Source organism: Paraburkholderia sp. D1E, assembly GCF_052682275.1.
Window position 1 is genome coordinate 3,920,388 of the sequence record NZ_JBQYMB010000001.1, and the last position, 23,540, is coordinate 3,943,927.

The 23,540-nt window shown below is 55.1% G+C and carries 22 protein-coding genes; 13 read left to right on the forward strand and 9 right to left on the reverse strand.

What is annotated here, in order from left to right; translation table 11 throughout:
* The first annotated feature begins 2 nt into the window (after positions 1-2).
* Positions 3-902, forward strand: a complete 900-nt coding sequence (locus ACUN0E_RS17610) for a TniQ family protein (RefSeq protein WP_445567423.1) — start codon at positions 3-5, stop codon at positions 900-902.
* A 203-nt stretch (positions 903-1,105) separates the two neighbouring features.
* On the opposite strand, the gene ACUN0E_RS17615 is transcribed toward ACUN0E_RS17610, so the two are convergent.
* Positions 1,106-1,771 carry a hypothetical protein gene (locus ACUN0E_RS17615; RefSeq protein ID WP_445567424.1) on the reverse strand — a complete coding sequence of 222 codons (666 nt, stop codon included), beginning with the start codon at positions 1,769-1,771 and terminating at the stop codon, positions 1,106-1,108.
* Positions 1,772-1,988: 217 nt separating this feature from the next.
* Here ACUN0E_RS17615 and ACUN0E_RS17620 point away from each other — a divergent pair, with 217 nt between their 5' ends.
* The 8 genes from ACUN0E_RS17620 to ACUN0E_RS17655 all read left to right on the forward strand — a co-directional run bounded on the left by ACUN0E_RS17620 (position 1,989) and on the right by ACUN0E_RS17655 (position 9,584).
* Positions 1,989-2,744 carry a hypothetical protein gene (locus tag ACUN0E_RS17620; RefSeq protein ID WP_445567425.1) on the forward strand — a complete coding sequence of 252 codons (756 nt, stop codon included), beginning with the start codon at positions 1,989-1,991 and terminating at the stop codon, positions 2,742-2,744.
* Between the two features lie 80 nt (positions 2,745-2,824).
* Positions 2,825-3,394, forward strand: coding sequence for a hypothetical protein (locus tag ACUN0E_RS17625; RefSeq protein WP_445567426.1), 570 nt, complete (start codon positions 2,825-2,827; stop codon positions 3,392-3,394).
* Positions 3,395-4,044: 650 nt separating this feature from the next.
* Positions 4,045-4,632, forward strand: coding sequence for a hypothetical protein (locus ACUN0E_RS17630; RefSeq protein ID WP_445567427.1), 588 nt, complete (start codon positions 4,045-4,047; stop codon positions 4,630-4,632).
* Positions 4,633-4,735: 103 nt separating this feature from the next.
* A complete protein-coding gene (locus ACUN0E_RS17635) occupies positions 4,736-5,404 on the forward strand; it encodes a hypothetical protein (RefSeq protein ID WP_445567428.1) in 669 nt (222 codons plus the stop codon).
* A 121-nt stretch (positions 5,405-5,525) separates the two neighbouring features.
* Complete coding sequence (locus ACUN0E_RS17640; protein WP_445567429.1) at positions 5,526-6,122, forward strand: hypothetical protein; 597 nt, start codon at positions 5,526-5,528, stop codon at positions 6,120-6,122.
* Positions 6,123-6,406: 284 nt separating this feature from the next.
* On the forward strand, positions 6,407-7,081 hold the full coding sequence (locus ACUN0E_RS17645) for a hypothetical protein (protein ID WP_445567430.1): 675 nt from the start codon (positions 6,407-6,409) through the stop codon (positions 7,079-7,081).
* Between the two features lie 773 nt (positions 7,082-7,854).
* Positions 7,855-8,949 (forward strand): hypothetical protein, encoded by a 1,095-nt coding sequence (locus ACUN0E_RS17650; RefSeq protein WP_445567431.1) that lies wholly within the window; start codon positions 7,855-7,857, stop codon positions 8,947-8,949.
* A gap of 209 nt (positions 8,950-9,158) precedes the next feature.
* A complete protein-coding gene (locus tag ACUN0E_RS17655; protein WP_445567432.1) occupies positions 9,159-9,584 on the forward strand; it encodes a hypothetical protein in 426 nt (141 codons plus the stop codon).
* 169 nt (positions 9,585-9,753) lie between these two features.
* Here ACUN0E_RS17655 and ACUN0E_RS17660 read toward each other — a convergent pair whose 3' ends face one another.
* Together ACUN0E_RS17660 and ACUN0E_RS17665 are read right to left on the reverse strand one after the other, a co-directional pair.
* Positions 9,754-10,029 carry an HU family DNA-binding protein gene (locus ACUN0E_RS17660; protein ID WP_445567433.1) on the reverse strand — a complete coding sequence of 92 codons (276 nt, stop codon included), beginning with the start codon at positions 10,027-10,029 and terminating at the stop codon, positions 9,754-9,756.
* A gap of 107 nt (positions 10,030-10,136) precedes the next feature.
* Positions 10,137-10,988, reverse strand: a complete 852-nt coding sequence (locus ACUN0E_RS17665; RefSeq protein ID WP_445567434.1) for a DNA adenine methylase — start codon at positions 10,986-10,988, stop codon at positions 10,137-10,139.
* 184 nt (positions 10,989-11,172) lie between these two features.
* Here ACUN0E_RS17665 and ACUN0E_RS17670 point away from each other — a divergent pair, with 184 nt between their 5' ends.
* On the forward strand, positions 11,173-11,991 hold the full coding sequence (locus ACUN0E_RS17670; protein ID WP_445567435.1) for a DNA cytosine methyltransferase: 819 nt from the start codon (positions 11,173-11,175) through the stop codon (positions 11,989-11,991).
* Between the two features lie 239 nt (positions 11,992-12,230).
* Here the strand turns inward: ACUN0E_RS17670 and ACUN0E_RS17675 are convergent, their stop codons facing one another.
* The 3 genes from ACUN0E_RS17675 to ACUN0E_RS17685 form a co-directional block, all read right to left on the reverse strand.
* Positions 12,231-13,025 (reverse strand): ExeA family protein, encoded by a 795-nt coding sequence (locus ACUN0E_RS17675; RefSeq protein ID WP_200568535.1) that lies wholly within the window; start codon positions 13,023-13,025, stop codon positions 12,231-12,233.
* Position 13,026: 1 nt separating this feature from the next.
* The gene (locus ACUN0E_RS17680) at positions 13,027-14,376 is read right to left on the reverse strand and encodes a DDE-type integrase/transposase/recombinase (protein ID WP_445567356.1); all 1,350 of its coding nucleotides are present in this window, start codon (positions 14,374-14,376) and stop codon (positions 13,027-13,029) included.
* 130 nt (positions 14,377-14,506) lie between these two features.
* Positions 14,507-14,971 carry a DUF6431 domain-containing protein gene (locus ACUN0E_RS17685; RefSeq protein ID WP_445567436.1) on the reverse strand — a complete coding sequence of 155 codons (465 nt, stop codon included), beginning with the start codon at positions 14,969-14,971 and terminating at the stop codon, positions 14,507-14,509.
* Positions 14,972-15,539: 568 nt separating this feature from the next.
* Between ACUN0E_RS17685 and ACUN0E_RS17690 the strand changes: the two genes are divergently transcribed.
* Both ACUN0E_RS17690 and ACUN0E_RS17695 read left to right on the forward strand, forming a co-directional pair.
* Positions 15,540-15,818, forward strand: a complete 279-nt coding sequence (locus ACUN0E_RS17690) for a DNA cytosine methyltransferase (RefSeq protein WP_445570467.1) — start codon at positions 15,540-15,542, stop codon at positions 15,816-15,818.
* A gap of 254 nt (positions 15,819-16,072) precedes the next feature.
* A complete protein-coding gene (locus tag ACUN0E_RS17695; RefSeq protein ID WP_445567437.1) occupies positions 16,073-17,710 on the forward strand; it encodes a hypothetical protein in 1,638 nt (545 codons plus the stop codon).
* A 370-nt stretch (positions 17,711-18,080) separates the two neighbouring features.
* Here the strand turns inward: ACUN0E_RS17695 and ACUN0E_RS17700 are convergent, their stop codons facing one another.
* Both ACUN0E_RS17700 and ACUN0E_RS17705 read right to left on the reverse strand, forming a co-directional pair.
* Positions 18,081-18,677 carry a hypothetical protein gene (locus ACUN0E_RS17700; RefSeq protein WP_445567438.1) on the reverse strand — a complete coding sequence of 199 codons (597 nt, stop codon included), beginning with the start codon at positions 18,675-18,677 and terminating at the stop codon, positions 18,081-18,083.
* 539 nt (positions 18,678-19,216) lie between these two features.
* The gene (locus ACUN0E_RS17705) at positions 19,217-19,954 is read right to left on the reverse strand and encodes a GIY-YIG nuclease family protein (RefSeq protein WP_445567439.1); all 738 of its coding nucleotides are present in this window, start codon (positions 19,952-19,954) and stop codon (positions 19,217-19,219) included.
* Between the two features lie 2,119 nt (positions 19,955-22,073).
* Between ACUN0E_RS17705 and tnpB the strand changes: the two genes are divergently transcribed.
* A complete protein-coding gene (gene tnpB, locus ACUN0E_RS17710; protein WP_445567440.1) occupies positions 22,074-22,277 on the forward strand; it encodes an IS66 family insertion sequence element accessory protein TnpB in 204 nt (67 codons plus the stop codon).
* A gap of 436 nt (positions 22,278-22,713) precedes the next feature.
* Here the strand turns inward: tnpB and ACUN0E_RS17715 are convergent, their stop codons facing one another.
* The gene (locus ACUN0E_RS17715; RefSeq protein ID WP_445567441.1) at positions 22,714-23,433 is read right to left on the reverse strand and encodes a hypothetical protein; all 720 of its coding nucleotides are present in this window, start codon (positions 23,431-23,433) and stop codon (positions 22,714-22,716) included.
* Positions 23,434-23,540: the final 107 nt, after the last annotated feature.

Sequence of the window (23,540 nt, forward strand, 5' to 3'; positions counted from 1 at the left end):
AAATGTACTTTCCGCGACCCTACCCCGACGAACTGACAAGCAGTCTATTGATCCGGGCATCGCGCCATCTCGGTATTCGATACGACCAGGTGGTTAAGGAGCTTACAGGCAAAGGTAGGAGGCGAGTTCACTTCACCAATCCGTTTGCTCTGACGCAAATCGCGGATGCCACTGGCATTACGTACGACGACATTCTGGTGAACCACACGCTGTACCCGTACGTAACGGCGTTTATGACGAGGCAACGCCGCGAACTGATACGCGCAAGCTTGGTCGCAATCGTCCCACAAATTCGATCCGATTTTAACTGGCTTGCTGGAGCGCCTTGGGCCACTTTGGCATGTCGTCGCTTTTGTCCTCAATGCATGCGTGAGGACTTGCAGCAACATGGCGAATCGTACTGGCACAGATCACACGTACTGCCGGGCGTCTATACCTGCACCAACCACAGTTCGCTGCTTCTTGGAACAGCTATCCCCCTTGGTTGGTGCGAGCCCGTTCGCGCCAGAGCATGCCCTGCGGATAATCCGGGGATCGAGATAAGTCCTCCCCTATCAAGGCATCTTCTCGACGCAGTGGCTTTGTACTCAAAAGAAGCGCTAGAGGGAGAACTTGCGGCGAATCTTGAGGGAATTCACGCACACGTGGAAAAGGTCGAAGAGCTAGGACTTAAATCTTCCAAAGGTCGTATTACACGTTGTCTGTCGCGGCAACTTGAGGATTTTTACGGGAATCCTTACCTTAATTCTGTAGGGGTTTCCTGGCTGAATTTCAGGATGTCCGTGGAACAGTGCCCAGCGTTGATGGCCCGTCACAGCGAGGCAATCACCTTTACCACATTGCAGCATCTGCTGCTGCAGACATTCTTTGAACATTTCCCGGCCAGAACTTCTCATCGTTGAAACGACGCCGCGCGACCGAGCCCCGGACCGCAGCTTGAATATCCGCTCCGGAAGCAGGTCGTACATCAGCGACGCGGCGTAGTGTTCCCCCGCGTTCTTGCATCGATAGCGAGCGAATTTACGCGTGGATTCGGCCAACGTGAGAAGCTCAGTTACACTGATCTGCGCAGGTAGCCGTAGCTCTCCGGACATTGAATGTCAGCTCACTGCACCGTCCTCGGCGCAGATACGATACTGGCTGCAAAGGATGCAGTATCGGAGGATTTCCGTACAAACATCCCACCCAAGGCCTCAGCCGCTGCTCTCACACGCCGCGTCGCGAGAATGTTGATTTGCAAATGTTCAACGGTTAGTCCGGGAATGATGCTCGAAGCCATCTGCTTCATTGATCCATCGGTGATGAGTGAGCCAGCAGCTTCGAGGAACTTGACATCCTTACGACCGAGCTGTCGACGATAGCGATCAATTGCGGTTCCTGGTTGCTCGATTTTGTATTGCATGAACCACGTGTCTTCGCCATTTATAAAAACGAATCCTGCCCGACCAGTCTTTCTCATGGTATCGAGAGCGGACCAGAAGTCCGGGTCAGTGGCATCAGCAAGCCAGACAAACTGGGCGCTCCCTTTCTGAATTCTGGCCGTCACCACGGCACATCCGTCGACCTCAATGCCGCCCATCCTGAACAACGCCAGGCCTTTCAGCCTATCGACAACCTCTGTCTCGATTGACGTGACGAAAACTGGTGTCGCTGAGCGCAGCTTCGCCGCGTCTTCGGAGAACGGTGCATATGTGCTCGCTCGGTCAAGCGCGCCGAACGGGAGCGCCACATGTTCAACCGGGCGGCTCGATTTCTGATTTTCTAAAGTCATTTTGAGGAGATGAAAAACTTAGGGACACGTGCATTCACACCGATTCGGCAATCATACTCAGCGGCCCACTCTTTTGGCAACATAGTATTTAAGCCATGTAAATTCTTGCGCACTCGCATATCAACGCAGCCATTGGGTACATGCATTTTTACAAGCCTTTGTTTTTTCAAACAAAATCGCATTCAACGCCAGCTCACGATACGGCCCGTATAAATACTTGGATATTTTCTACGGACTCTTGAATTCGCCGTCGATTGCGATTAATCTGACGCCAGTTCGACGTTCGCGTCATATCATCAACCTGTTTTTTATTCAAATGCAAACGCAAAACTTATTATCAAAATGGAACAAAGTTGACGCCACCGACGACGACCACGAAACACCGAACCAGCGTGAACAGCTCATCAGTGCAATGGTCTCTTTCATGCGCGATTGTGGCTTTTCCAATGAGCATGTGAATGTGCTGAATGTAATCATCGTCGCGGAGTCAGCGCACCGTCCGATTCGGGGATTCTGGCAGACCTTTGAGTTTTCGATGGTCCTCGAGGCGCTCGACCGATACCTGCCTGGCTGGCGGGACCTGCCTCAGGAAATGGGGATGGCAATGCCATTGGATGAGTTCATCATCGAAATCCGTCGCCAGACATGGCTGAACGCATTCGACGAAGAAAACGCCGAACGCTTTTTCGCACTTGCCGCGGCCGAGCACCCGACCAGTGCTAAGGCCGCGTTCATGCAGATCCGCGCCGACCTCCTTCATATCGGCGCATTCGCGAGTTTGGAAAAGCTGAAAGCAGACGGCATTTCAGCCGGCGCTCGCGCCTACGAACGCTATCAATGCATCGATGCCGCCGATAACGGAAAAACGCATCTGACATCACTTGGCCAGACTGTTAAGGATTGTCGGGATGCAGCGCGGAAGGAGCGCGAGAAGCGCGAGATGAAGCACCACAGGAAAGGCGGAAGGCGCTAATTGTGAAGCGTGTTCACGGTACCTATACAACACGCTGCAGTGAAGCGAACACGAAACAACAACTACTTCAGGCCAATCACATGAATTCAATCCGTGTAACTATTGAGAACCAGGACTCGCAAGTTTGCACCGAGGACGACCTTAACCCTGACCTCGTCGAGGTGATGCAGCGTCACGCTGAGGAGCAACCTGCGCACGCTACTTACGTTGTCGAACTGGCCCCTCTCCTCGGAGTCGCTTCTGCCATCCAGGAAAAGTGTCTGGTCATCGTTCTACCGGAAACATCATCACAGGACATTCCGTACCTCTGCGCGCCAGTTGGCGCGGAGGTCCGTGCCATGTCAGATGGACAGTCGACCGCGTGCCTGATGCTTGCCGACGGCAACGTTGCCGTCTCCGAACGCGCCGTCAGTGCGGCCCATCCGCTCGAGTTCTCACGACTCGTGACGCTTTGGTTGTTCAAGGACAGGAGGATACTGCGCGAATACCCGTACACGCCCGAGACAGATGACGACCTCTGGGTGGCGACACAAATCGCGCAAAGCCACGAAAATCCGCTTGATGACGTTCCGCCCAATTCAAGTCATATCATCGAGCTGTTCGACAATTTTGTAATGCAGGATGCTCCTATCGAGCGCACTGCCGCATAAGGGCATAGCCTCACCAACAGCGCCTTTCAAATCTGTGCTTCTCAAGCGGAGGGTTCATACCTCCGCTTTACTCTTCGCTCTTCACCGGCTCGGCGTCGCCTGTGGACCGCCCATGCTGCGGACGTCTGCGAAACCGGCCAGTTCTCTCGCTCAATCACGTCCTCGTGCCCACGAGTCGTCGCTCGCTGCTGTTCGCGCGATCCGGCTCCCCGCCATTTTTGTCGGAGTTGCCACAGATCACAACATCCAGGCTGCGCTGTCTTTACCCGCCTTTCATCCCCGGCCTGAAGGCCGAGGTTTTCAGGACAAGCCGTGGATAAGACCAAAACACAACACTCAGTAACAGCAACCTTCCGTCTTGGAAAAATTTCTACAACAACGATTCCTACATCTGTATCTACCGGCCAAATCCTGCCGAACCTGGAAACATAAGCCGTTAAGCCAAAAACGTCATCTGTGATGTGTCTGTTTTTATAACAACCTGAATCCAAACGATAATTTAATGCCCGACCGAATTATTGAATAAATATTTATCACATCGATTCGGCTAATTATTTATATTTCAAAAAACCCTTGATTTATCAATACAGCGTGAATTATTATTTGCCTCGTCGGCGATATACGGCCTGTCATTTAAACTGATTTCGACTATGTCAAACACCCTTATCACTAATCACGAGCAGTTCGTCGAGGACTTCGTCTCCTACATGGGCGATTGCGGATATACCGCAAAAGAAGCGCGGTCACATTTCAACGTCGTCAGCGCCCTTGAGGCTTGCTACCGGCCTGAAACAGGCTTCTGGCAACAACTCGACACCGCCGCGGTGCAGGAAGCGCTGGACGCCTACATTCGTCGAATCGGTGAGGCCGTGCTGCCCCAAGGCGCCGAGTTCACGAAGGAAATCAATCAATATCTGTACATGAATCGGCACGACGAGCGAAACGCAGAAATGCTTGCGCAGGTGCCTCGTGCGACTCGCCCCGATAGCGCCGAAGCCGCAACCAGATGGATCTGCGTAGAATTTGAGAATCGTGGGTTATTGGATGAGCTGGAATATGCCGAGCGCGATGGCGACGGATGTGGGGAGGCCGCGCTGGTTCATCTTGCAATCCTTGAAGCGGCCGCAGAAGGCAGGAAGTCCCGTCGTCTGGGCGCCCGATTGGCGGAGCATTTTCGAAAAGTGCAGATGGCTATCCGGGCAGGTCACGAGGCGCCGGCTTTCCGCGATTGCGAATAGCCGCGCGCGACCACATTAAGCTGATAAGGCGATTGCTGTACATGACGATGCAATCGACCTTCAGGCAATACGATCTCACTTAACAAACTTGGTAAAGAAGCTAATGAATCGGCAACAGGTCACCCTTGACCGTTATGGATACCTAATTTCAGACTGGACAAAAATCCCTTCGCCGCCGGAGAATCGGTGTGATGTACATGGAGAAATCGGTCCAGAAAGCATCACGGACGGACAAGGGAAAGACACCGGCTATGAGTTCGCCATTCTCGTTCAGTCAACGACTCCTGCTCAAGACGACGACGTTAGCAAACTAGCGCTGTCTGACTCGCTGGAGGTTGAGCTTACGCTGGCGGCACCGGACAGTGAATATGGAGTCTTGCGAATTGCAGGTAACGGGACCCGCTTAAATCTTCTCTTCCATCGTAAAACCTACTCATTCGCGCACTTTGCCCAGAGCTGCCTCGCAGCAAACAAGCTCACTCTTAAGATTCGTCCCTTATACGGTATGTTTATTCCACACACCATCGATCTGAACGACGGAAACGTCTCACTCGCAAACAGTCTGGCCGACGCGGCTCGATATATTGAAGAGAGCTCTCCGGAAGCGCCCGTTGATTGCTTTGGCGCGGTACGGAATTTCGACTTCTACTGCCGTTTTCTCCCTGCCTTGACTCAGCCAGGCGGTGGCCATCTTCTGAATGCGCTTGACACGATAAGAGCACTTGAGCTCGCGTGGCTCGCACGAAAAGCCGCAAAAATGGCGGCAGCATAGATAAAAGCACGAATGCATCCATGCACGACGACATAACCGTTGTATGGACGCAAACGGACTGATATCCACGAACATCCCATCGTCAACCAACATCATTAGCTTTCTAACTACGCAGATATACATGAACAACGACATGCACCCTTTAGTCGCCCATCCAGTCATCATCGCCGAGAGCAAACGCCTCGCGACCGACATTGGCCATTTTCTGGATAAATGTGGCCTGAAGCGAGACCGCATTACTCCAATCAGCATCGCCTACGCACTTGAGGCGGCATACCAACCGTTGCCGTGCTTCTGGCGTGATTTAACCTACGGAGCAGTGCTGATAGCCGTGGAAGTTCATGCACCCGGTTTTCTCGGAACAATTCTCCAGCCGGACGGGCAAGCCAGTGATTTCGCACACACGATTGAACTGGAGCTTAAATTGCGAACAAGCGACGAATTGAACGCAGAGCTCTTGCTATCCCTTTCGGACAAGCGAAGACCGACAGCCCTAAGAGCAGCGTACCGTTGGCTACTACAAGAACTGACGACGCGAGGTGAGCACGAGGAAGCCGGGCATTTGAAAACGGATGGATTGGCAGGTGCAAAATCTGCGCTCGATCTCGTTGCGGCGCGCGATGGGCGCAAATTTGAAACGGACGGAATGCGGCGGGCAATGAATTTCTCCCATGCGACAGCATTGGCCGAAGTGTTCCTGGACGTATGCGACGAATAGTTCGTCAATCCACATGAAGCCGGACAAACGATGCCCGACAGGCCTCTGCGACGCTGGAGTTTCCAAGAAGGAACAAGGAGCGCTCCTCAAGTGCCGCCGAAGCCATGTGCTTTCCGGTCTCGTAAAGTCAAATCAGAGGAGTGCCTTCGCTCGCCCTCTTCTGTCAAGGTGCCGGTCGAATGAACGAAGCATGTGTGGCGAAAATACACGCTGGATACCTGTCCCGAATTTCTACGTAAAACAATTACTTATACTCGGGAACCTCTTTCTCCGAGGCGCGACGTATGCGACCCGAATGGCTTGAACATCTCCAGCAATTTAGCTGGAACACTCCTGCAACGCTGGCGCTGATGTCAGCGACAGTTGGCTCGGTTGTATCGCTCGTCTGGATCTCGGTAAGGGACGCCAGCGTGCGCAAGCGGCAGCGGCATGACACTGCGCTGGAAGTTGCGCTATCGCTGGAAAGCTATGCTCGAACATGCCGCACGATGATGCATAAGGCCGCATGGGCGACTTCGACGCCGGCTGGTGCTGTGAGCGGTGAGGCGAGCAATAGCGTCTCCATCCCCACTTTCGCGTATCCAGACAAGCTGCATTGGCAAGTCTTGAGCCGGAGCGTTGTCTCCGAGATGCGCGAGTTTCCTGCTACGGTCCACGCTGCCCGAGAGCATGTGGAGACCTTTCGGGCGTTTGGTGAGCCGGTTAACCTTTGCGAGCATGTTGAATACGAATGCGCCAAAGCAGCGAGCTCTGCATTAATGCTGGCTCGAATCACGCGCCGTCGACACAGGGCCGCAAAGTGGAAGCCGGGCGCTAAAGATTCTGCAATGGAACGCGAGCTGTCCGATTTCATCGCGACAGCCGAAGAAAAGCGCAAAGCATCACTAGAACGACGAACGGACTTCGCGACAGGCCCTCAAGCCAAAGCGCGGCCGTTTGAACAGTCACTAAGCGCCTAAAGCTTTGACCCAAACCTTTTGCTGCCAAAATCCTTTCATCTGCGGCCAAACGCAGCGCGACCAGCATCAAACATCGACCGCCTGCTGTTAGCGCTCATCCGGCCCAAGGTCGGACAGCATGTCCTCAGGCCGTACAAATCGTAGATTCGTCAGCCCAGTCGATAACACCACGACTCGTCTCGTCTCATATCTGACCGACGTGTAGGCGCTCCCCCGTTGCTCAGGTCGATATGGATACCATGACTGGTATTCACGCCCCCCATAATTGCCTAATTCGTGCGTCCAGGGATGAGGTGCCAGGTAGACTTCGCAAACCTCGTCGGCGTCGTCGGCGTCTGCCTGTTCGGCGAGGAACAACACGGTACTGTCTTCGTCCACATTACGCAGAGCGTTCAGTAGCTCCTGTACTTTCATTGGCCGCCCCCTCAGTTCGGTGCACCTCACCGATATTCGAGCCGAATTCCTGCATTCCCATCGAACCGGCGTTTGCCGCTGTAGGCATACCTACCTGCAGCCCCACAAATCTCACATATGGGATTATAGTAGCATATACAAGACTTGGTTTGATCACCCACCGAGTCGGTTTTTTCAGCTCAGCTGTCGACAGATCGGCTGGTCCCGGAGCGACAGCAAGCTGGAGCATGCGCGAGCGCGGCTTCAGGGGGCGTGAAGAGATTTCACGGCTTCCGGACAATCCTCAAGTGGGAAGGCGCCGACGTGGTCCAGGAATAAAACCCGGATCAATACTGTGTTTTGTTCAGGGGCACACACGCATGAGCATCAATCACAATAGTCTGCAACCGAGCACTTCCGAAGTTAGCGCAAAGGAGAACGACTCTCGCTCGCTCGTCGAAAAAGCGATGAGCGCCGCCGCATATCTTCTCAATAAGTTCGGCAATACCCCCGATTTCTATCGGGACGTCAGGACGCCCGTGGTCGAAAGGTGGATGAACGAAAGCTTTCCTGAGGTTGTTCAAAAGCTGCAGGCAGAAAATTCATACGAAGACTTCAGAAATCGGCTAGACGCGTACCTTGAAGTTTTGTTTTGTGCAGCATGCAGGGCCGAACAAATTCTTGAACATGGCTCATGCGACGCCTTGGAGGATGACTCTCTCGGCCACCGCATATTTTCCGGCTTAGCGTCACGCATTGCCACGAGCAATATTGAGGTAGCCGACGAGGAAGCGCTACTGGTGGCACTATTAATTGACCGATTCCGTTTGCCGGGCGAAGGCCACGATTACTCCGTGCGTTCAGTCGCCCGTCATACCGAAATCTGGAAACCTGAAAATTTGTGGTCGCAGTGCGACATAATTAAATTCAAGGCCGCGAGCATCGACGTTGCACATGTGCTATCTCGAGAGCACTTTCCGCGTGGAATGCTCAGTTATACGAGCGAAGAGTTCGCCCTGGTCATCGACGTGCCGACGACGGTATCCCCATCGTCGCTCGTCGCACCTCGTCATATCAAGGCGGCCAATCTCTCAACGCCGCACTCGCAGTACGAGCTCTTCGTTAGACTCGCGAGCTGCCCATTTCTTATACCACTATTCGCAAACAAGGACGTACTCTCACTGTTCCGAAATTACCTGGCGGTGCTGTATCTACATGGGGATGACGCAATTCTCGTTGAATACCCTTGGACGCCAGTAACAGACTTTACGGCTTTCATGGACGAAAATGCTTATGTGGACACCCCTCCTGACGAAGACATCGTAGGCTGTGACCCAGCAGATTTCAAAGCAATGCATCCAGACGCCATCTGGATATCAGAAGTTCGCCCGATGCCCTTGCTTGTGGGGTCCCAGCTTCCACGGCGAAGCCGTCTTCCCTTCTCCCACCCGGATGATGAACCAATTCCGTTCTGAGGGGCATTCCTTCGAGCAGTACGCATCGCGACGCGGCTGAAGTGTGCATGCTGCCGCGGCGGGCGTTGTCGCACATCGCGGGCAGAAGTTGACTGAACGTCTGGTCGCCCGAAAACGGTTGCCCTCCAGCCGCGCAAACAATCCAGACGAAGGCTAAAACGTGAATCTATAGGTCTTCAATACGTACGACCTAGCCGGAGAACTAATAGATGAACGTTACCGAACTTGACGACCACGAAGCGGCCCTCAAAGCCGCAATGATTTCAGCAATCTCGTTGATTGCTGAGATGGACCAAGCCCTTGACTACGGTTGCGCGGAAGTCACAGCGGAGGAAATTGTGACGAAGCTGGAGCAGTTCGCTCCACTGTTGATTGCCGACGTCACTCAAAGCGGTCTTCGTGAACAATTCCTGGCACACATCGGCACGTACAGTCACGCGCGAACAATCGCGCCAGAGTGGCTAGACCTTGAAACATACCTTGAGTCACACAGGAAAGTATTCTTTGAGGACGTTCTTCACATACTGGACGCCGACGAGTGGAGCGAGTCGCATCCGGCGTTCTACTCGCTGATTATGTCTATCGCGCCTGCGGTAGAACGCGTTCTGGACGACCGATTCAGTATTCCGTTCTAAGGTAAACGTCGCGTCAATTGCGGTAGAAAGCACACCACGGTTGCGAAGCGACTACCGCGTGTGGCAATGCTATCGCGTTGCACAAGAGGCAAACACTTTCCCGGGACAAAAGCGCCATGGCCTGCGGCGCGAGGATTGCATCCTCACGTCGGGCCATGGGCGCCAGCCCTCAACGATTAACCGCGTCCTTGAAGCCCTTGCCTGCGGTGAATTTCACGGTTTTCGCGGCCGCAATCTGGATTTCCTGACCGGTTGCAGGATTGCGCCCGGCCCGCGCTGCGCGCGTGCCCTGGCTAAACGAGCCAAATCCGATCAGCTGCACAGTGTCCCCTGCGGCCACAGCTTTGCTCACAGCCTCCAGCACCGCATCAATCGTCTCACCAGTTGATACCTTGCTTGCGCCGGTTGCAGATGAGACTGCGTCGATGAGTTCCTGTTTGTTCATTCGAAAATCCTATTTTGAGAAAAAAATATGTACCCCAATCGGTACTGTACATCACCGCATTGCAGTTCGGCCATCACGCTGAGGCAGGGAAGATCTCTCCGTTCCGATTACGGGCCAAACACGGCCAGGAGCTCCGCAACCTTGCCTCTCGCACCACTGGAGGCGCTCACTGAACGGCGCACCGAAAAATCCACTATTTTCGCGCCTGAGTAAATTTCACGGGCCGCCGCACAATCATGGTTCGATATTGCTACGGGGATACCTCTGTCCGCTAGCTCCCTCGCGAGATTGGCGAGTTCGCGCTGCCGGTCGAAGCTGAACTCTCCTGGACTGTAGGCTCGAAAGCTCGCGACGCCATCGCGGTCAAGATACGGGGGATCACAATAGACGACATCGCCGGGTCTCGCCATTCGCATCACTGAAGCAAAGTCAGCAAGTACGAACGTCGCTCGCTGCGCCTTTTTCGCGAAGCTCAGGATTTCCTCTCGTGGGAATCTCGGGAGGCGGACATGATGCCCATATGGAACGTTGAATTGACCTGACCGGTTGTATCTGCACAGTCCATTGAACCCGAATCTGTTCAGGTAAAGAAACTGTGCGGCCCGAAGAAGACCGTCGCTCGCATCGTTGAACGCTCTCCGTATCTGGAGGAATCGCTCCTGGCAGCGATAGCTCTCGTCAAAGAACGGCGACGCTATCTCGATGAACTGCTCAGGCTGCTCGGCAACCATGCGATACAGCTCAATCAAATGTGAATTGCTATCGCCAAGCAGATAGTCAGAGAAATCCGTTCCAAGAAACACGGCACCACCTCCGACGAAAGGTTCGACGAGCCTGTTCCCATGCGGTAACACGGGAAGGAGTTGCGCCAGAAGCCGAGACTTACCCCCCAACCACTTCAGGGGGGGCTTGGCTGGTCTGGCGGACTTTGCTGTTTGTGACGCTGGATGGATTTGCATCCAACGTCAAGAAACCAGGGTTTAGCCTTTTCCCATTTCGCGCTTCAAAAGCAGCTCCCCCCCTGTGCGCGTTGACATGTCGCACAAGTCAGCCGTACCCAATGGATTGTTGAAGACGCCTTAGCTCCTCGATCCAGATAAAACCCTTTTTCTACACCTGTTTCCATCATCAACAGGAAACAGGATGTCAACGCAGAACAATATCGACCCGAAGGCCGGGCTTCGCGTTATCGAGCTATTCGCAGGTGTAGGTGGATTTCGTCTGGGACTGGAGGCTGTACACGGCGCCCCTTATAAGGTCACTCTAAGCAACCAATTTGAGCCATCAAAGAAAAAGCAGCACGCGAGCGAAATCTATACTGCTCATTGGCCGCACGGCGCGCACATTAACGAAGACATCGCTAAATTGCTCGAGTCGGCGACGGGACAGCAAGCTATTCGTGACGCGAAGCCAGACGTGGTCGTCGGCGGGTTCCCGTGTCAAGACTACAGCGTCGCTCGTCCTCTATCGCAGTCGCACGGACTCGAGGGTAAAAAGGGGGGCCTGTTCTGGTCAATTACGAAATTGCTGGAGCAGCGATTGGCTGACGACGAACCGGTGCCGTACCTAATCCTTGAGAATGTCGACCGTTTGCTCTCGTCGCCAGTGTCATCTCGCGGAAGGGATTTCGCCGTCGTTCTAGCGGCGCTTAGCGCCCTCGGATACGCAGTGGAATGGCGCGTGATTAATGCCGCCGATTTCGGCTACCCTCAACGGCGCCGTCGCGTGTTCATAGTTGCCTATCACGTCGCCACCGCTCTCCACGGTCGGATTAAAGCGGCAGCAAACAGGTTGCACGGTGAGTGGCACTCCGAGGGGGTCCTGAACGCCGCCCTGCCCAGCGTACTCTCCAGTGAACTCGACGGGTACGCGCCGGCGCTTACAGTTGTTACGTCCCGGCCTAAATTAGGGTTGTCGTCGCGAGCTATGTGGCGTGAGATTGCGAGGGGCGTCGCGCACTAAATGAGGAATGGAATGGGCCTCGTTTAGTGCGCGACGGCGGCGCTAGATTGGAGGGTCGGTTTTACGGCGCCAAGGTTGATCGGGATCCATTGTCTCGCGATAGCGTTTGTCGGAGTCGCGACGCAGTTCGTGCTCGTATCGTTGTTCGCATACAAGGGCGAGGCGGTAGAGGAAGTCGGTCAGAGCACGAGCACAAGAATCAGGGATACCGTCGGGGAATAGCGTGTCAAACTCGGGCGTCATTTCAACTCCTCGATCGCCTGTTGTAGCAGTTCGTCGGGTAGATGGTTCAGTCCTTTGGGCACGGCCATCTGCATAGCGGTGCGCAGAATCCGCCCCGCTTGCCGGGGCAAGCCGCGAGAGGCCTGGCGAAGTAACTCCAGGCCAGATTCGGCCAGCAACGTATGACTGCAGCCGGCGCTCTTCAATGCGTGTTGGATGAACAGGGCGAAGCGCTCGCGTTCGATCACGGGTTTGAGTTGAACGCGTGCCTGGATACGTCCATATAAAGCTGCGTACGGCGCACGCTCGAGCGTTTGGCCCAGACTCGGATGGCCTGCGAGCCAGACAGTGAGCAGGTCGCGCGAATCGAAGGCGAAGTTCAGGAAGGCCGGGAAGTCGCGGAAGAATTCGAGGGGCAGGTTCTGCGCTTCGTCGATAATCCACACGGGCAACAACTGTTTGCTCTCGACGAGCTCCAGGATGCGCAGCTTCAGATCCCGCCACAGGTCGGCACGCCGATAGGCGGGCTCCAGACCCAGCGCCCGAGCTAGGCTGCGGTACAGATCGATGCGCCCGAACTCGGTTTCAGCCAGATAGATGACCTGGTAGCGATGGGGATTCAAGGCCAGTGCTGCGTGGCGTAACGCGGCAGTCTTGCCCACACCGGGCTCGCCCGTGAGCAAGCCAATACCGGGACTATGCAGTAGCCACTGGAAGCGCTCGTTGAATTGCGCCAAGGCGCCGTCGTCCCACAACTCACTATGTTCTTTGGAAAGCGGCGCGCAACGTAGACCGAAGTGTTGTCGATACATGTCACAGCTCCCGGGCGTAGTGACGTTGATAGGCAAGCTCGATAAGATTGGGACCGTGCGCCGCGTTCTCGATCGGCGCGTCGTGTCCTGTCACGGCCGGCTCGACGGTCTCAGGCTGAGATTTGCGCCGCTTGCGTGTGCGATTGCCGACAGCGTCGAGCAGGGTTGCGGCGCCCAAGGGCTCGCCCGCCTCACTTTCTACGCCCTTGACGGTTCCCGTATGGGGATCCACCACGAGCAACACGGTCTTGCCGACCAGCTCGTATGGCACTTCGAAGCGCTTGCCCTGAAATGACACGGTGCCGTCGCGGCGCACGTAGCGCTCGATACGGTGCAGGAACAGTTCGTCCAGTTGTGCGGCGCGTGCGCCGAGTGTGCCGATACGGGGTAGGTCCTGCTGATAGCGAGCGAGCGGCGTCTGGTTACACAGGCCGCTGTGTTCGGTGCGATGGTAAATCTGTTCGACCCAAGCCCACAGGCGCGCGTTGAGGTCCGCCAGATCATGGATGTGCGTGGTGTCGAGCTCGCTCAGGAATTGAGCCCGTAAGCTGCGATGCCAGCGCTCCAACTTGCCCTTGCCCTCGGGAGCATACGGTCTACAATAAACCAGCCTGATCGACAGCCGTGCACAAATGCCCTGCAATGTCGCCGCCCGATAAGCGGCGCCGTTATCGACGATCAACATCTTGGGCACACCGCGTTTGAGCAAGGCCTGCTTGAGTACGCCCTCGATGTCGATCGCGCTCTCCGAGAAGCAGAACGCGCTATGGGCGATGAGCCGCGAGGCGTCGTCCATCAACGAGACCAGGTAGGTCTTGCGGCGCCCCCGGCCAAGCGACAAGTGCGGGCCATGCAGGACATCGCCGTACCAGATGGAGCCGGCGTGTTCGGCCACGAAGCTGCGTTTCTCCTCGGGCAAGCTGGCCGAGCCAACGATGCGCGAGAGCCCGTGGGCTTGCAGCAGCCGATGAACGGCGCAGCGCGAGAGTGTGTCGTGCGCCACGATACCCGCAGATTCGAGCAGCAAACGGATCTGGCGGATCGAGCGTCGCGGATTCTCGCGCTTAGCTGCAAGGATCGCAGCTTGCACGGCCGATGGCAGCTTCGATTGCCCGCGATCCATACGGGGCTTGCTGCACAGGCCCTCCAGCCCGTGCTGTTTCCAGGCGTAATACCAGGACTGAAGCGTCTTCTCGCCGATATGGCGACGACGAGAACCGGGAATTGCGTACTCCTGCTGAGCCAGTTGGCGGATGATCTGCTGCAAGTCGCCGCGATCAAGCCGTTCGCGACTGACAAGTGGTCCGAGTACGGACAGGCGAAACAGGGCCTTCGGGTCGATGTCCTTCATGCTCACTCCTATGGTTAAAAAGGGAGTGCCATGAGAACCGCGAACCGAATTCGGCGCGAGTGGGCAAAGTGTGTGGAGAGCCCGGAATGACGAAAATTACGTCGTCGCGTACCCAATCAGGATAAACGGATCACGGGACGCAAACGCCGTCGCCGTCGAGCCAGGCCATGGCTTCGCACAACGGCATGCGCTGCAGGCAGCGCAGCCAGAATTCAGTGATATCGACTGATCGCCCGAGTTCGGCGAAACGGCTTCGCAAATGAAATTCGAACGAGAGGCTACGCTCGCCAAGCCGCTGCCACCAGCGCCGTACCGTATGTCTGCCGAGCGCGAAGATCGCACTGGCGCGGCGCTGCGAGCAGCCGGCCAACAGAAGGAGTAAGACACGCTGTTGGTCCGCCCAGTTGTACCAACGGTGGGGAGCTATGCACAGCGGCAGGCGCGAACACGTGCGGCTGCAGGTTCGACAGCGAAAGCGCAAAACGGGAATCGGATTGAGAGCGCCAGCGGCGCTGCGGTCGGCCTTGCGATGGTAACGACCGTGACACCACACACCCGAGCAGCCGCAATGTACGCAAGCGACAGGTCGATACACTTGCGGCGTGCGATCGACCGCATTGAGATGTTGTTCAAGAACAGGAAACGCGAATACAATTCGATGCATAGGCCGGTCTACTTTGTTGTTCGTGTGGGGCTTCGTAACTTCCCACGATAACAGAGCAGTACTGGCCTTCTTTACGTCCGTCTCATCTCATGATGTTCAGGGTTAAGTTCCAAACTTCATCCTATTTGATACCGAGATAAACACCTCCGCTGGAACCCAAATATAGCGGGACGTAACAACAGTTCAAAGCGACCCATTCAACGAGCAGCTTAGCTATCGTCCACTCTCGAATGGGAAAACTCGCTTTGCTAACTCTGGTTTCATGTGCGAAGGTCACGTGTGGACGTGCGCAGCACGCGCAGGAGACATCGGCGATTTCACTCAGTTCACGGGCAGCGCTGCGCCTCTCACATTGGGGGACGTCATCGATAAAACTGGCCCTGTCCCGACGGATTTCTACGTCAAACCAGAATCAGAGGCAGCCTGGCGTGCAGCGAAAGGGGCGAAGAGTGTCGCTCGTGAGAAAAACGGGTTTAGCTATGACTATTCGGAAGGCGCCATGGCCTTTCCAGACCCATTGAGCAAACCTGCACGAACCATCATCACCTCAGAAGGTGGCAGCACGCCATCTCGCACAAAGCATTGCATTCGTGAGAAGTCTGGCCTCTTGCGCAGACTCACGCCAGAAGAATTGGAGCAGCTGATGGGCTTTCCTCGCGGATTCACAGACTTGCCGAAGGTCTCTGCGACCACTCGTGCGATGTTGATAGGCAACGCGCTCATAGTCGGCATCGTTACTCGAATCGGCACGGCCCTATACAAGGCTATCCAGGACTAGCAACAGGGACGCAGCATAGGCAACTGCCGTTCGGATCGTCGTCGCGAACTCATTCGAATCGCGACGACACGCCAACTCTGTGCCCGCGTTTGTTTTTCGCTACCTCGTATGGCCCAAGACCTGCGGACGCTGGAAGGCTCCTCATGTCATCCGTGACCGCAAACCTTGAAAATCGACCGAACGGATAAAAACGATCGATATACAGATTTTCTTCTTGCCCGGCATGCCCGTGCCGAAACCTATAGGTCAATACAATGTCGTCACCCGAATACACAATCAAGCTGTACACCAACCGGTCCTCCGAATTAAGCGTTGTCGAGCGAGCCTTCTATTACGCGGTGCGCCTGCTTGCAAAAATGGACGAGTCATGTGCGCCCGGCAAACCTATCGTCGCCCCTGACGCCATCGTCTGGGCAGTCGAACAACTGAAACCGTCTCTCGTTACGCCCTTGCGCGAAGCAGGGCAGACAGAAGAGTTGGCTGGACTTCTGCGCCACTACGGCTCTCTACGCCAAATCGCGGAAAAGTTGCGTATCGAAGAGTACCTTTCATATTGTGAGGAATGCGGAGTCCCAGCGGATGGCGGAGGCTACCTTACTATAGAAGACGTGCTGTACGCCATCGCCAAGGGAAACTGGAAGTGCGATGACATGGCGGCCAGCGATAGTATCAGTCTCGTACTGCATACCTTGCATGACCGTCTCAAAGACGACGCGAACGACAGACATCCTGAACAAACATTGTACGCACCGTCCCGCTTTGACGTGCCGCGCCTTGGCGACTCTGAGTTCGCCGCGTCCGATGGCTTGGACCCCGACATGTCACCGCCCCTTTCCACAGCATTGCTGCATGCGCGACAGCAATTGCTAGCCTTGGACATCGGCTATGACCCGGACATCTGGTGCGACATCTACACCTCAGTTATCGGAGACTGGCTCGAAGAAGACTATCCGAATGTCGCAGCCGAGATAATAGCAACCGGGGCAGTATCGACGTACTTTAATAACATCCAGACGTACGTAAACCAGATGCAGGAGGTGGAACGGCTATGGATTAGTCTTGGCCATCCTATTCGTACCTTGCTCCGTGGTGTGAACGACGAAGCCGAAGCACTCCAGGTCATTGAGCAATTCGTCCGAGAAGATGGAACTGACGAGGTTGACGTAGCTGCATGGGCTAGACGCGTCTGGGACATGGTCAAACGGCGCGAGGCTGCTGCACGCTCACACCCAGTCAGTTCGGTGACACGCTGTGGCGACTGGAATATTGAAATTGAGAAAATCCGCATGGCGTTACGGACCGGAAGCACCTGCTTTGTTATCAACGCTGATGCGCTGCCTCATGGCATTCGTTCCTTGACGGATGAAAAGTACGTTTTGACCGTACGGCTTCCGGAGCGATGGTTGGAAGCGGAAGACGTGCTGGGTGCACCAACTGAGCTGGACCGCTTTTACTGGACAAACAAGCGCACGGAAGATGCAGACTTGACAATGAGTATAAATCGCAGTTTCTGGTGCAGTGACGCGTACCTGTGGCCTCAACTCTTCCGCTTCCGGCGTTCTGTACCGGTGCTCTACGTATTCAACGAAACGTGTATGTTTGCACGCTACCAGTTCAGCCACTTTTCTGACCTTTGCGCAGTTTCCAGCAAACCGCGCAAACATTTGCCATCGTTCGAAATTTCAGACGGTGCCCAACAGGACAGATACTCTGCTGAGCGATACATGACTGTTCTTCCTGATGGAAGTCAAACCGAACCCGCTATCCTCACGAATCTTGACGACCGCTCCACACCTTCCGCAGGAAAAAGTCTCCAGGAAGTGTACCGGAGCGAAAATCCTGACGCGAATGAAAGCTTCATAGAACGATTCATTCGCGGACTGTTCAATTGACGAAATTCGGGGGCGCGAGGCGACAAACATAGACGAAATTGCGATGGCCGCCGGTTCGACTCGACGGCCGTGAAGCTCGCTCGTGGGACGCGGCCGCGAAGAATCTTGCAATTGCAAACGGCGCCTCGGAGGCGCCGCGTTTCAGAAATTATAGGAGCAGCTTTGCGAAGGCGACGCTCGTAGCGTGAGCGCCCGTAACCGTCGGACTGTTGCCATCGACATCGAAATGTAGGTCGGATCGGATATTGCAATCATGTTGACCAGTGGATCCTCAATCAGCAACATTTTTTTGGGGACCTGGATAAAACAAATTCGGCGATTCGCTATAGGTCGCATCCAACCACGCGAAGTCGTCTGATGCCCTCAAATTCTACTTACCATCAAGCACGCAAAAGAACTTTTGGTCAGATTGTTTTTCCGATAAGCTGGATTTTGAATTCAATTTTACTGCCTTGCACTCTACTAATTTATTTTCTTCAACATGTGCAATGGAGATTGCTATCTTAAAGCACAGGCATATTGTGCCAAGCAGTATTATGAACATCCCCTCATTAAATTTGTAGGATGCTTTCTCCAGCATTGCCGGTACGTAATCGCGAACCGGCTCTTTCCCGGACTTGACAAGCCTGAGCGCTCTTAGTTCGTCCCGATCCAATGCCACGCCAAGGCCGATGTAGGTCGTGTCGACCAGAATTACTATTAAACCTACCATCTCGGTAATTTCACCGGCATATGCAGCAGGAAGTGCTTTTGGCCTGAACCAAGCGAGAAGGAACCCGAACGCGCCAACGTGGTAGTCTCGGCCGCGCCAACATCTCGCCAACTCCCTATCGTGCGGCCGGTCGTGACAGAAGAGGTATTGCCGGAACCGAACGACGTGTATATCTCGGCTGCCGCTAACGGCGATGTCGTGTTCGTTGGCGGCAGCACATACATCTGGATAACGGGCCCGGACGGGCAACGTCATCGTCATTTCTACGCCCACGGCGACAGGCGTCGTGAAGTGTTCCGCCGGCGCGAAAATTTGCGTTCGGTAAGGATGCAAGGTCCTGCACACCTAACGCCCCGCAAGCCCGGTCGCGAATATAGCCACCCGCGTCAAGATATTCACCGGGCGCAGGCGACGCACACCGCGCATACTCACAACCACGACTTTCCCCCAAAGCGCCTTGCCGACAGTATGCATCCAGGCAAAACCAGTCACGTCATGAAGCGATTGCCAACCACTCCCAACTGCAACGCCCAGGCGCCAATCTCCATGCGACGAATACCCAAATTCCCCATAAGTCGTAGCTCGATTGACATGGAGTCAACGATTTGTCGCGTCTGACGTTGCTTCAACCATTGGGTGCGTCAGGAACGCGTTGCGCAACAATGCTGTCATCGAGGTAACCTGCGATTCCATGGCGACTATCAGTATGGTTGACCATTGCATCAATCCTGCCCCCACGGAATCTGGATCTCGCTTCTCAGTCACAAAGGTCTTCAGCAACGCGGTGCTTGCCCTCAATCGACCAGTTCCGCATCCTTTCTCTTGAGGTCATGCAGCGTCTGACCGCCAGCGTCCTTCCAGTCCAACCAGCCATTGCACGCCGCGCCACAGATTACTGCTGATGCACCGCTTGGCGATGAAAAAAGAACGTCCTCCTTGAAAACCAAAAGGCCCTCTTCGAGCATAATTTTTCCCTGACGTAAAAGCTCGCTTCGAAGCCTCGCAAACGCGTGCCCCTGGAATCCCTTCCCGATTTCTGCCTTACCCATCGAGCCCTTGAAAACTACAAGGCCTTCGTCCGTGTACGCTCCTTGCGCTGAGGTTCCGGAGCGCCTGCAAAACAGGATGTCTTTCGAAGATGTGTCAGATGTGAGCTTGGTCAGTGGCTCAAACGCGAGATGGCCAAGGCATGCAAGTAGCGCGCGACCGGTTTCGAAGATTTCAAGGCAGTCGGCGACCAGCGGAGGCGGAGTGTGTGAACGCATTCCCTCGTTGGCGTTTTCGGCCTCGTATCGACCAACCCTTTTTGCCTCCTGTATAAACAGAGACTCAAGGTAAAGCGCGTGAGTGGAGGTGAGGCTTTCTGTTCGTGTCGTCAGTACGAGTACCTTCACCCAGAAGTCCTTCTCTTTGTTATGCGCCGCAAGGCGCTTGCGGATGTCTCCGCTTTGGCCAACATAGAGACGTTTGCCTAACCCATCGTCCCGTTCGCCTACCAGGAAATAGAGCGCAAGTTGTTCGCTTTCCCTCATAGCGAGAAAGTCCGACAACCGGCTACGGGGGACTTCGATTACCTGGACGATGCGCGTTGTAATTTCTGCGATGCGGATGCCTCGCGGGTCGCCCCCGGGGAGAAATATCTGGATGGTCTGCGGTCGATGGGTCATAGCGATGATTAGACTGATTAGCCAGGGCGGTCCCAGCACAGGCACCGAAGCAATGCTTCGATGCCAACACAGTCGAATAGCCACTGTTTTTATCTTCACGACCTGTCGCGCGCCGGGGACCCATTGCCCATCGCGGCCCGATTCTGCCGATCACTACTTTGCCGACCGCATCATCCCCAACAACGCTTCTTTGGGAGGGGTATTTGTTGTCGCCGGAACAAGCCGCTGTTGCCGAATCGGACCCAAGCGTTCGGGTAGCGCGACGTCAATATCATGCTTTCCTGGCGTTCCCTGTGTAATGCCATATGCCGCAAACGTCGATTCGCCATACGGCCACGCTCTTGCACGTGGCTTTGAGCGGTCTGCTAGCTTGAAATGAGGGGCCTTCTTGAATTTTTCGCCGTAGGTGGCCGCTGCACTTGCTTCGGTATCGCAATATGCGCACGCAAACCATCAAAACATCGTTCAGCTACGAAGATATTCGTCCTTCACCATGAATGCGGTCCATTCTTCCCCGTGTTCGTTCTTTGCGAGTTCGCTCATATGAAATTGATATCTAAATACCTAGAATTTTGCGTTGCAATACTCTGGGTGAAAGTGGTCACGATTTTACGACTGCTTGCCGTCTAGCATCGTTATAGCTCAAGAATGAGCATTAGATTGGTCTCAAATTTATTGTCACGTAGTTCGGCGATACCATGTGCTCGGAGCTTTCAGTGGCCATAAGGCTTGTATCTGTCGTGCGAGGGTGGATCTCTTTATTCTCCGAGCTAGCGACGGGCACGTCAAAGACGCATCCGTCGCGGCTGATGCTTCGATTAGTCGTTATTTTTTCTTGGGATCGTGGGTTGGGAGCGATGGATGCTTCGGTTTGATTGGCGGATTCACGTGATGCCTTCTGTCATCTTTACCATCCTCGCGTTTCGGCTTCGGTCCAGGATTAATGTGATTTGACATGATTGCTACCCTGTACTAGGTTAGTTAACGTTCGAACTTACAAATCTACCTCTCAGGTCGGCCTATCGTGCAGGGCGGCACCTTCATCTAGCCCACCATTACCTTCTCTGCCAAACAGGCATCTGCGCAACAGTACTACCACTGCAGCACAAGATTAGCATTACTGTGTCCGGTATGCTTTCCACAAAAAAGCACCGACCGAGCGCTGTAGGGGCTACCGTTTCCACCGACGACTCTTGAGTCGTCGACAAGCAATAGACCGGAAATCAACTTCTGCGAAGGAGTAGCCGTTGTGTCGGCGCGATAACGTGATCACGCGACAGGTTTTCGCGGAGATAGACGAACCGTTGCACGTACCTCATCCTCGAGAAGGTCGACCGTAAGCGCGCGATTTCGCACACCTAGCTTCCATTAGCGAGAAGGGCCACGATCGCGTCCGCAACCCTACTTTGCGGACGCAATCCATGACAGAAGATGACCTGAGCTTTTTGCCCTTGCGGGTGACCCGTGTTGGCGTCGGTGGTAAGCGAAGCTTTGACCCGATGGACAAGCGACGACTGGTTGAAGCCTGTCTGCGTCCGGAGTTCGCTATAGGGCCTCGCCCTTAAGGCCGGTGTGAATGCCAACCAGCTGCATAAGTGGGTTCGGGCGCGTGAACAGGGCGGCGCCCCGGTCAGGCACGACGCGCCGGTAGCACTGTCAGCGTTTGTGCCGGTCGTCGCGATTGACGAGCCGACGCCGGGCATGGCGTGTGCGTCCGCGTCGCACAGGGCCACCAGTGGAGAATCATCCTACGCTGCGCCACCTTCAACACGACTGGTACGGCTGGCGACTCACCTGCCCAACGGCGTGAACCTTGAGCTCGAATGTTCAGCAGGCAACGTCGCAATCGTCAATGCCGTGGTCGTTGCATTGGGAGCACGTTGATGTTCCGCTTCGAAGCGGACCTGGCGGTCTTCCTGCATCGCGAACCGATCGACTCTTCCGGGCCGGCATCAATAGGCTCGTGACGCTCGTCGAGCAGTCCATGCAGCTCGATCCGTTTGCTCGCGCCGTCTTCTCCTTCCACAACCGCCAACGCAATCAGGTCAGACTGTTGTTCTACGATCGCAACGGCTTCTGGATGATGTTGAGGTGCCTCGAGGAAGACCACGTCGTAAGGCCGCGCCAGCCAGCAGAGCGTCGTCAAGCTGACGAGCGAGCAGTTAAACTGGCTCCTGGAGGGCATTGACATTGACGCTGTACGCCGCCAGCCGGTACGGTCTTACCATCACGCCAGTTGAGCATCGGGCGTCGCCGTCAGCAATGGCCGACAAATCCCCGTAACCCCATCGCGGGCGACACTTCGCTATCGTGGATAGCATGAATGAGGACGACTTCTCCCGATTGCCGCCAGCCGCCCAGGCCTATATCCGTGAGCTAGGGATACGGAACCGGCAACTGGCAACTGGCAACTGGCAACTGGCAACTGGCAACTGGCATTGAAACCATTATCAATAGGCGGATTTGTTTTACGACTTGATTTCCTCGGAATTGGGCCCTTTGGGAACGAGAGTGGAAAATGCTTATTTGACACCCCACGTCACGTTCCTCACTCCTGTGCGCTGCACGACGGTCCGGTAAGAACTGAGCGCACAGATCCGGCGAGTTGGCCGTCGTGAGCCATCTCACCGACGCACAATCACGTCCACATAGTCGAGAATGAAAGACGTTCGGCCCGAGAGGAGTGGACCTTCAGGAGTACGCCTGACCACGCGCCGCAAGGTTGGGAAGACAATACCGTCGACGGTTACAGGATCGTAGCAGTAGTGCGCAGCCACGCCGCCCAACACGTCGGTAACATAGTCGAGCCGCTTGAGCATGAATTGATCGTCAAAGTACAGTTTTTGCAATTTGGTATGGGCGGGAACATCGTCCGGGTAGGTCACTTCAAGGACTCGCCAACGCTCGTTACCTTCGACGTGCTCTTCCAGTTCGCGGGTTGTGAATCCATCACGGGTGAAAAGAAACGGCACGGTCAGGTAATTCCAGATTGCATAGCCGAGGAAGTAGGTCAGATGCAGCCGGTCCCACGGAGTGGAGCGTTCATGCCCGGCGAATGCAGCGCGCGGATTCGATCGCTCTTCGACAATTTCTCCGTCCCGGCGCTCGACCCAAACACGGTCTGGTGTGAATATCCAGCGATCGTCAGAGTCTCCTCCGAGCCGCTGGAACACGGCGCGAGGCTTCGCAGTATCTATCGATACGACTGGACGGTGGTGCCCAGGGAATCCTTTCAGGTCAAGAAGGCCGCCCGAAAAGTTGAACACGACATCTATGGCACATATGCCATGCCATTTTTCCGTTCCACCATGTGCTTCGATCACGCGTTCAAGTAATTCGTTCATGTTTAAAAATTCTCCTAACTTCATTAGGCACGAAGCGTGCCGCTGACTTTAAGCAAGGGAGTCGTTCCCCGCGACATTCGGGCGTGAGCCACGTGTCAAATCGATTG